The organism is Cellvibrio sp. (assembly GCF_053579595.1).
In genome coordinates this window covers 1-9,852 of sequence record NZ_JBRFPI010000152.1, presented here as the reverse complement: position 1 = coordinate 9,852, position 9,852 = coordinate 1, and the positions used below count along the sequence as shown (strand labels likewise).

Genomic DNA, 9,852 nt, shown 5'->3' with positions numbered 1-9,852 from the left:
TGCAGGTAAGGGGATAGATGTTCGCAGTAGGGCCACCGAAGTCAGAAATATGGCGGGTAAAGCCCGGCACCTTATCGGGGATATCTTCAATTTCTTTGAGAATTGATTCCTGCGAACGGCTTTGGATAATGCGGCCTTCATGTTCGGTGATGGAACAAAAGGTACAGCCGCCAAAACAACCGCGCATGATATTCACCGAGGTTTTAATCATGTCGTAGGCGGGAATTTTTTGCTTGCCATAAACTGGATGCGGCACGCGTGCGTAAGGTAAATCAAATACGCCATCCAGCTCATCGGTTTCCAATGGAATTGGTGGCGGGTTAATCCAGACTTCGCGGTTTTCATGTTTTTGAATCATCGGGCGCGCGTTGTACGGATTTGCTTCCTGATGCAAAACTCGCGATGCATGCGCATACAAAATCGGATCATTCCTTACTTTGTCGAAGGAGGGCAGGCGTACGTACACTTTTTCAGCGTCCATCATTTCACTGCGGTTTTGCAGTGGCATGGGAATAATACGAATGGGTTGCGGTTCATTGGGGTCGAATGCTTTTTCGCTTTCAATCCCTTGTGCCGGGCAGCCTTGTGTCTTCAGTTGTTCGGCTGCTTCCGGATTCAATGCTGCGATTTGCTCCGCCATTGTTTCCGGGTCGAGTTGGCGTAAACCGATCTGCGAATTGTTGATATCCGTTTGCGCAGCATCCACTACGGATTTTGCATTGTGTTGGTATTCATAGGGATTGGGTAGCTTATCGATATTGCCCGGCCAATCGATGCGTGTGGAGTCAATTTCCGTCCAGCCTGCAGGCGGTTCTTTTTTGATAACCACGGTACCGCGAATACTATCCAGTTCTTTAATGCTTTTGCCGGCGGCAAGTGAATGCGCCACTTCGGCAATCGCGCGCTCGGCGTTGCCGTACAACAAAATATCGGCAGTTGCGTCGATCAATACCGAGCGGCGTACTTCATTGCTCCAGTAATCATATTGGGCGATCCGACGCAGACTGGCTTCGATACCGCCGAGCACAATTGGCACGTCTTTGTAGGCTTCTTTACAGCGTTGGCTATAAACAGTTACTGCGCGGTCGGGGCGTTTGCCACCTTGGCCACCGGGAGTATAAGCATCGTCGGAACGCATACGCAGGTCGGCCGTGTAGCGGTTGATCATGGAATCCATGTTGCCCGCGCTTACGCCAAAAAACAGGTTGGGTTTGCCGAGCGCTTTAAAGGGTTCGGCACTGCGCCAGTCGGGCTGCGCGATAATCCCCACGCGGAACCCTTGGGATTCGAGAAACCGGCCAATCACCGCCATACCAAAACTCGGGTGATCCACGTAGGCATCGCCGCAGACGACGATAATGTCGCAGGTTTCCCAACCCAGCTTGTCCATCTCTGCACGGCTCATCGGCAGAAAAGGCGCGGGCTTGTAGGTTTTAGCCGTGCTGTGGATATTGGGTTTCGGATAGGAGAAAAGGTGTTTGGCGGTGCTGTTCATGCTTGGGTACTGCGCTGGGTAAGAATCAGGTGGGTATTGTCCCAGAAACTTGATTGGGTATACAGCTTTAATCTGAGGCCTGACCAATAGTGGGTCCGCTGTAGTATCTGCTAAGCTCGCGTTTTGAGAGCAAGAATTGCTTAATTTACTGAGGCTCATATGGGATACAGCAGCATACGTAAAACAAATAGGCAGTCTGCGAAGGACTGGCAAGAGCTTGATAGTCGTTCATCGCAATTGGTTGATAACCGGGTTAGCTCCCGTGGGCAATTGCGAGCACAGGATATGGTGGTTAATAGCCCCAGAAATCTTGCCCTGCGTCAGCTACAAGCAGCCATACAATCACCAGCCGAGGGCGGCGTGGTGCAAGGCGCTTTTTCATCTACACCGGTTGCACAATTGACCAAATGGACTTACACAAGCGGTGATTGGGTTAGGGGTACAAGTAGTAGCAGTGATACTGATGCATTCCCATTACCCCATACACTCGATGGCTCATTTAACGAAGGGGATGTGTACGAACAAAATACGGGTGAGCTCAGTCGGGCGTCGCTGCGGCAGGATGTGGTCACGAGCGAGCAGGGTGCTGTTAAATCGCAATCATCGAGTGAGTCAGAATCTGATGCGGTAGAAAAGGATTCCCCGAAGGTGAGTGCACCATCAAACACACACGCGAACTCAGATGATGTGAAACAGGATGATGTTCAGCCACCGCAGAATAATCTGCAGATTAATAGCTCGGGCGTTCCCTCTCGATCTGGATCTTCGCAAGATTCTGATGAGACTCGTATTGAAATGCACGATTCTACCGGTGGCGCTCTTGAGCGTGTGGATTCTCAACCGATAAGACGGCGTCAGTTAAGTAATAAGAAACAAAAAGAAAATCGCAAAGCGGATAAATGGTATCAAAAACAGCAGGCGCAAATACTGGAAAAAAATGATGGGATTCACCAAAGGCTTGGCGGTTGGTCAACTATCACAGGCGTGGCCACTATTCTTGGTGCAATGGTAGCGGCGTTTTTGGGGACTTTTTTGAATGTCACCTCTATCGGTTGGGCGACATTTGCTGCAATAGTGGTTGGCTCTTTGTTTGCTCTCGCGCCTGCTGTCATTAAAGCATTCAAAAAAGGGCGCGTGGTGGATACGCTACTGGGCGCAATTGATTTGGGGACTACTGTTATCGGTTCCGGGATGATGAATGTCCCAGGTAGTACCTTCGCACAAGGGCGCCAAGCGGTTGATATGAATTCAACTGCCCCTGTGAATGCGACTATTGCGGATGTGGTTGAAATGGCTAATCGGCGCGAAGGCGGATGGAGTGATCAGGCCAAGTCCTGGATGATTATCGGCGGAGCTTTAGTGATGTTTTTAGGGTTGCTGTGCAGAATTTTTGTAACCTTTCTACGAAGAACCAAAGAAGAGAATCATAAAAAGAACATTCGGGACAGACAGCTCCCGTTTAACGATGATTCTGAAGTGTGACAAGCCATAATGATAAGTAGTTGCGTCAATATGAAATTGACGCAACCGGAGGTTATTTTTTTCCTCCATGTTGTACTAGCGCCTCATAACCACCTTCATTCACCGTATTTTTAAATCCCATCGCCTGCAAGGTTTGCTGTGCGATACCAGAGCGGTTACCGGAGCGGCAGTAAAGGTGGATGGTTGCATCTTTATCGGTAGTGACTTCGCTGATGCGCGCAGCAATTTCTTCGTAGGGAATATGGGCGGCACCTGCAAGATGACCCGTATTAAATTCATCGGCGGTACGGACATCGATCCAAATATCGTTGGCAAGGGTGAGGCTAGACATAATCAGCATGAAACCTGTAATAAGTAAGTAACTAAGACGGCGCAGCATAGCAATCTCCTTTGGTAGTGTTCCACTTTTATAGTCTTTTCGAGATGCATAAACAACTACGCCCGCAAGAGCGGGCGTAGTCTATTGTTTTTTGCTGGCTGGTTTTTGGCGGTTAGGCGCTAGCCAACAATCGGTCGTATTTGCGGCTGAGCATATCGTAGAACTGTTCGCGCACTTGCACGATGGTATTTTTCAGCGCGGTGATCTGTTCAAGTGAAATATCCTTGCGGCCGATGTAAACCTGTTTGCGGTAGACCGCAATTTTGGCACCGTACAAACGCAAGCTGCGCTCCAGATTCTTCTCGCCCAGCATCAATAATTTCGCTTCAGCTTCGGCCAGTTTTTTAAATTCAGCCACTAGTTCGGTATTGACTGCATCCAGCTCGATGCGGCGTGCCTGCGGCCAGCGCTCACCAAATTGGATGGATTCTACGACCAGTGACGAATATTTGGCGAAGATATGGGTAACCGTGCCGACCTGGGTGGATACTTCTTCCAGAATTTGCAGGCGGCGGTTGTCGCGGGCGCTGTTGACGGGTTGCTGATTGCTTTTGCGCAGCACTACCCATGCGGTAACGGCGGCAATCAACGCACCCAAACCAATTTTTAAGGAAGTGTCAGTTAATTGTAGAAAAAGCTCGTTATTCATTTGCTATTGCCCCTCTGTCAGAAAAACGGCGGTTTTGGTTCGTTGACAGGGGTTTTGCAAAAAATAGGCCAGCCTTATCTCAGTGGTTTGAGCAAGGGTTCCAAACCATTCAAGCGGATTTCATACATCAACCCCAGCAGCTGGCCGAGTTTGCCTTTGGGGAAGCCTTCGCGACCCATCCACATTAAATAATGTTCGGGAATATCGGCAATCACGTGGCCTGCGTACTTGCCATAGGGCATGGGGGTTGTGACTAATTCTTTTAATAGTTGGGGATCAAAAGGAAATTCGTCCACGATCAGCCACCCGCTAATTTTACTGTGAAGCCGCGCTTTTCCAGCTCGGCTTTGAGTTTATCGCGCTGGTCGCCCTGGATTTCGATCACCCCGTCCTTCAAAGACCCACCCACACCGCAGGTGACTTTCAAGGCTTTGGCGAGGTCTTTTAATTTGGCTTCATCGAGTGGCACGCCGGTAATGGTGGTGACACCTTTGCCATTGCGTCCCGCAGTCTCGCGGCGGATACGTACTATGCCGTCGCCCTGCGGAATACTAGTGGCGGGTTTATCTTCTTTGATACGGCCCGTCTCGGTGGAATAGACGAGGCGGGAATTTTTATCTTTGCTCATGATGACGGCTCACGGGAAACAAGCTGCCAATTCTAACCGCGGGCACTGGTAGAATGCGCGCAACTTTTTTACCGATAATGCGTTTTAAAGAGATCGATCTATGACAATTAACGGCCAATGGTTGCCGCTGTGGCAACCGCTTGTCGATACCTTTGCCGCTAATTTTGCAATGGGCGAGGAGGGAGCTGGTTTGGCGCTGGTACATCGCGGTGAGCTGGTGGTGAATATTTGTGCTGGGCAGCGCAGTAATAAACTTGCGGTAGTGGAGCGAACGGATTGGACTGAGGACACCCTCGTCAATATTTTTTCGGCGGGCAAAGGACTGGTTGCACTCTGTATTTTGCAGCTGGTGGCCGAGGGTAAATTGCGGTTGGATGAGCCGGTCGCCAGTATTTGGCCGGAGTTTGCACAGGGTGACAAGGGTACAGTCACACTGCGCCAGTTGCTGTGCCATCGCGCGGGGTTGTCTGCGTTTCATCAGCATATCCCCAACGAACAGATTTTTAATTGGGGCTTGATGACCCAAGCCGCTGCTGCTGAGATCCCTTGGTGGGAACCGGATACAGCACAGGGTTATTCGCCGTTTATGTTTGGTTGGATTTTGGGTGAGCTGGTTAAGCGCGCTAGCGGCTATGCAAGTTTTAATGATTATTTCCAAGCGCGCGTAGCCCAACCTTTGCAAGTGAATTGTCACTTCGGTTTACCTGAGTATTTGCTGGATGCAATTGCCGATACCGGCCCGCTTAAGCGTCCGTTAGGCGTTGCGGCCAGTTCGACGGGTGCCGATAGCATTGCGTTGGGAAAATTAATGAAAGCCGATCCGCGCGGTGTTACCAATCGCGCGTTTTCCAATCCCATTAGTTTGATGACGGCGACAAATTCGCGCGAATGGAGGCAGGCACAAATTCCGGCAGCGGGTGCCCACGCAGACGCTCGTGCCCTGGCAACTATTTATGGTGCCTTGGCGAATGCGTCGCAACGTTTACTGGATGAATCGGTATTGCCCCTATGTTGGCAAGAGCAAACGTTTGACGATGATCGTACGCTCGGTTTGCCGCTGCGGTTTAGTCACGGATTTATGTTATCGCAACATGACCGCGCAGATTGTCGCTACGGTCGCGGTGCGCGTGCCTTTGGTCACCCAGGCGCAGGCGGTTGTATTGGTTTTGCAGATCCGGATTTTGAGCTGGGTTTTGGTTACGTGACCCATCGCATGGGGCAGGGGTTATTAATCGACGAGCGTGCAGTGCGTTTGATCGATGCGGCTTATCACATTCTGGAGTTGGAAAATGTCTGACATTGAAGAGCAATTAATTGATGTGCAAACCCGCGTGGCTTATCAGGAGGATACGCTTGCGCAATTGAATGATGTGATCACTAAACAGGATGCCGAGATCGTGCAATTGAAACAGCAAATGCGCCTGCTGGCACAGCGGCTAGATGAATTAGCGCGCGATCCGGCACAAGCTGGTGAAACTGATATTACGAACGACCGGCCGCCGCATTATTGACAGTTAATCGTTGATACTTTTCCCAAGCTTTTGTTGGGGCAATCGCTTGACACTGCAATAGGTCTGTGTGGCGCACAAATTCGCATAAATAATAATAACTGCGAACTAATGCCTGATTAAGACGCGTTCAAAAAATTCTTGTCTACACTTTGGATTTGACAAGTCTTAATTGAGTACAAGGCGATTTTATTCACTATGCAGCATTCCAATTCAACGAGTGATCCGGCAAGCCAATTGCCGGGCGATCTCGCTATCGAAAACGCGTTGGATGCGTCAAGCATTGCGTCTTGGAATATGGACGTTTTTAGTGGGGATCTACATATCTCCCCAGAACTCATTGAATCATTGACTGAATCCGGCCCGGAATTATCCAAACTTTCAGATTTGTTATCGCTTTTACCCAAAGCCGATAAATACCTTTTTCTCCAATCTTTTAATGCTGATCCCCAGGATCAAGATACAGAGCGGTTGCGCTCGTGCGATGTGCGTTTGGTTGGTATTGCAGGCGAGCCGCGCGTACGTTTTGTTGGGCGTCTCCAAACCGGTTCAGATGTTGTGGGTCGCCGCTTTGAAGGGATGGTGATTAGTGCCCGCCACTGGTTGGCTAGCCCGAGCGATGGATATGCATTGCAGTTTTTGTCCGGGTTATTTGCCGAAAGCCCAATCCCTAGTTTGATCACCGATAGACACGGTATTGTGTTGCATATGAATCAGGCGATGGAGCGGTTGTTTCATCTGTCGCATCGCCAGGCGGAAAGTGCAGCGGGATTTTATTCCATTTTGCGCGATAAGCGCGTCTGCGCTGATCCTGAGCTTTATGCCGCGATTCGTGCGGTATATTTTGATGGGCTAATACAAACGCTGGAGATGAATTATTCGCTGGGTAATATTCATCGCAGCCGTTTTATTTGTGATAAAAATTTATATTTCCGGGCAAGTTTTTTACCCATCCGCGATCGGCAGGGTAATACTGAACGCGTGCTGGTACAGTTGCAGGATTTGTCACGCGAAAAAAGCGCACGCGACGCGTTGCAGGAAAGTGAAGCCAGTTACAAAGCCTTTATCACCAATAGTTCCGAAGCTATCTGGTGTTACGACATGCAACCACCAGTTGCAATTGATCTAGAGCTGGAAGCCCAAGTTAAAAAAATTGCCCAGAGTGCTCGCTTGGTTGAGGCCAATAAAGTCTTACTGAGCATGCTTGGTGCCAATTCGTTAGACGATATTTTGGGTATGGGCTTAATAGAAAGTGGCTCAACTAATTATGTATTTGATATCCATTTCTTTGTTAACAATCAGTATGAAATGATTGATCACGATATAGTGCGGCAGGACCATCGCGGTAAGAATTATTATTTCCAGATTTGTTGCACGGGTATTGTAGAAGACGGTTTTCTCAAACGTGTATGGGGTACCACCAAAGATATTACAGCGCGCAAACGTTACGAAGATAAACTGCGCTACCAATCCTTTCACGATTCGCTCACCGCATTGCCCAATCGCGAAAAACTTTACGCGGACATGGAGGAGTGTTTTGCACAGCGCAGCGCAGACCAAATCAGCGCGCTCTTATTAATCGATCTGGATCGTTTTAAAGAGATCAATGACACGCTAGGGCACAACGTGGGCGATCATTTATTGCAATTAATCGGCCCACGCTTGGCCAACGAAATGTCCGAAGTGCCAGGCACTGTAGCGCGTTTGGGTGGTGATGAATTTGCGGTGTTTTTACCTCGTATTCGCAGTACCCATCAAGCAGTGGTATTTGGTCATCGTCTACTCGATGCGCTTGCACAGGAATTTGATCTGGATGGTTTTACCACGCAAATTTCAGCGAGTATCGGTATCGCTATATCACCACAGCAAGCGCAAGATCATCATGCATTAATGCGTTATGCCGATATCGCTATGTATTACGCTAAAGGGCAAATGCTGGGATTGTCGATTTACAGCCCTGAATATGACCCGCATTCAACCAAACGCTTGGCGATTGTGAGTGAGTTGGGGCGCGCTATTCGCGAAAACCAATTGTGTCTTTATTACCAACCCAAAGTGTTATTGGATGAGCAGCGTTGTTATGGTTTTGAGGCCCTGATTCGGTGGATTCATCCTGAATTAGGATTTGTTCCCCCTGCAGATTTTATTCCCATCGCCGAATTAACCAGTTTAATTCACCAGCTCACGGCGTGGGTGTTGGAAAAAGCGATCGAGCAGTGCCGCCGTTGGCAAGATCAGGGCATGTCATTGAGCATTGCGGTGAATTTATCGGCGCGCAATTTAATGGATGACAATATTACCAAGTTGGTGGAACGCTTATTGGTGAAGTACAAGCTGCCAGCATCAAGGCTTGAATTGGAAATTACTGAAAGTTCGATCATGACCGACCCAACGCGCGCACTTCGCAATCTGGATGCATTGCATGAGTTGGGCGTACATTTGGCGATTGATGATTTCGGTACAGGTTATTCATCGCTGGCCTATCTCAAGCGTTTGCCAGTGCAAACACTGAAAATCGACAATTCATTTGTGCGTAATATGCTGGAAGATTTGCAAGATGAGTTGATCGTTAATTCCACTATCCATCTCGCCCACAATCTGGGTTTAACGGTGGTGGCAGAAGGCGTAGAGAATGAAGCCTTGTTGGCGCGCCTGAGTGAAATGGGGTGCGATGAGGCCCAGGGTTATTTTATTGGCCGGCCGATGGCAGTTATTAACGCTGATGAATGGATTGTCGAATCGGGTTGGATAAAACAGCCATCCTGATTGATGGCTGTGTGGTTAACTCTTAGAAACCTTCGGCTTGCATTTGTGCTTCTACGTATTTCAAACGCTCTTCAATCAATGCTGTGCGATAAGCGTTGCCTTGTGTCAGCTTTAGCGCATTGCGCAATTGAATTTGCGCGCGATCATAAACACCGTTCAAAATAAAATATTCCGCCCGCGCTTCGTGTACCCCAAGAATATTGCCCGCCAGGCCATTGACCTCTGCCAGCAGGTACCACACATAGTCGTCTTTGCTGCGTTTGCGCGAATAGCGCTCCAAAATATCCGCGCACTGTTGATAAATGCCCGCTTTCATTAAGGCTTCGGCGTGGCGAATGATCAATGGGTAGCTGTCGGGGTATTGCTTTAATTGTGTTTCCAGAATTTCCAATCCGGCCTTGTAGCGCTCGGCGGCGATTTCAATATCGGAGCGCATAATTTGGTAAGTAATCCGTGTGGGGTCTTTTTCCAGCAGCGGTGCGAGTGCATCGCGCGCGGCATCAAATTGGCTGGCTTCAGTTAGTGCCAGCACCAATCCGTAACGGCTGGCATCCGGGTTATCGCTTTCTTTATCCAATTCACTTTTGAACATTCGGGCTGCGATTTGCGGTGTCTCTTCGGCGCCGACTCTTACTCGGGTACGCACCAGCTGGAATTCCAGATTATCTTCCATCGGTTTACGTGCGTATTGCATAGCCCGGTTGCGCGCATCTGCCACACGGGTTTCGCTGACGGGGTGGGTGAGCAGGTATTCCGGTGGGCGGCGATTGAGGCGGTTGGCGCGCACCATCTGCTCGAACATATCGGCGGCGGCGTATGGGTCAAGGCCTGCTTCAACAATCGTTTGCATACCAATGCGGTCAGCCTCCTGCTCGTTCTGGCGGCTAAAAGAGAGGGGCGCCAGCTGCGCAGCGGCAGGGGTACCCAAAATCGGCGGAACACGGG

The 9,852-nt window shown here is 49.5% G+C and carries 10 protein-coding genes; 4 read left to right on the top strand and 6 right to left on the bottom strand.

What is annotated here, in order from left to right; translation table 11 throughout:
• Positions 1-1,495: YgiQ family radical SAM protein (locus ACWA6V_RS10940; protein ID WP_449522518.1), on the bottom strand; the 1,495-nt coding region annotated here is incomplete at its 3' end.
• Between the two features lie 159 nt (positions 1,496-1,654).
• Between ACWA6V_RS10940 and ACWA6V_RS10935 the strand changes: the two genes are divergently transcribed.
• Positions 1,655-2,977: a hypothetical protein gene (locus ACWA6V_RS10935; protein ID WP_449522517.1), complete on the top strand. Its 1,323-nt coding sequence runs from the start codon at positions 1,655-1,657 to the stop codon at positions 2,975-2,977.
• A gap of 52 nt (positions 2,978-3,029) precedes the next feature.
• Here ACWA6V_RS10935 and ACWA6V_RS10930 read toward each other — a convergent pair whose 3' ends face one another.
• From ACWA6V_RS10930 to yciH, 4 genes are all read right to left on the bottom strand, one after another.
• A complete protein-coding gene (locus ACWA6V_RS10930; RefSeq protein ID WP_449522516.1) occupies positions 3,030-3,356 on the bottom strand; it encodes a rhodanese-like domain-containing protein in 327 nt (108 codons plus the stop codon).
• A 112-nt stretch (positions 3,357-3,468) separates the two neighbouring features.
• On the bottom strand, positions 3,469-4,005 hold the full coding sequence (locus ACWA6V_RS10925; RefSeq protein ID WP_449522515.1) for an energy transducer TonB: 537 nt from the start codon (positions 4,003-4,005) through the stop codon (positions 3,469-3,471).
• Positions 4,006-4,079: 74 nt separating this feature from the next.
• Entirely contained in the window at positions 4,080-4,301 is a 222-nt protein-coding gene (locus tag ACWA6V_RS10920) for a DUF3820 family protein (protein WP_049629270.1), read from the bottom strand.
• Between the two features lie 2 nt (positions 4,302-4,303).
• Positions 4,304-4,633: a stress response translation initiation inhibitor YciH gene (gene yciH, locus ACWA6V_RS10915; RefSeq protein ID WP_449522514.1), complete on the bottom strand. Its 330-nt coding sequence runs from the start codon at positions 4,631-4,633 to the stop codon at positions 4,304-4,306.
• Positions 4,634-4,733: 100 nt separating this feature from the next.
• On the opposite strand from yciH, the gene ACWA6V_RS10910 reads away from it, so the two are divergent.
• From ACWA6V_RS10910 to ACWA6V_RS10900, 3 genes are all read left to right on the top strand, one after another.
• A complete protein-coding gene (locus tag ACWA6V_RS10910) occupies positions 4,734-5,930 on the top strand; it encodes a serine hydrolase domain-containing protein (protein WP_449522513.1) in 1,197 nt (398 codons plus the stop codon).
• On the top strand, positions 5,923-6,144 hold the full coding sequence (locus tag ACWA6V_RS10905) for a SlyX family protein (protein ID WP_449522512.1): 222 nt from the start codon (positions 5,923-5,925) through the stop codon (positions 6,142-6,144). Before ACWA6V_RS10910 ends, ACWA6V_RS10905 begins: the two co-directional genes overlap by 8 nt.
• 195 nt (positions 6,145-6,339) lie before the next feature.
• Positions 6,340-8,907, top strand: a complete 2,568-nt coding sequence (locus tag ACWA6V_RS10900; RefSeq protein WP_449522511.1) for a sensor domain-containing protein — start codon at positions 6,340-6,342, stop codon at positions 8,905-8,907.
• Positions 8,908-8,929: 22 nt separating this feature from the next.
• Here the strand turns inward: ACWA6V_RS10900 and ACWA6V_RS10895 are convergent.
• The coding region (locus ACWA6V_RS10895) for a tetratricopeptide repeat protein (protein WP_449522510.1) at positions 8,930-9,852 on the bottom strand (923 nt) is incomplete at its 5' end.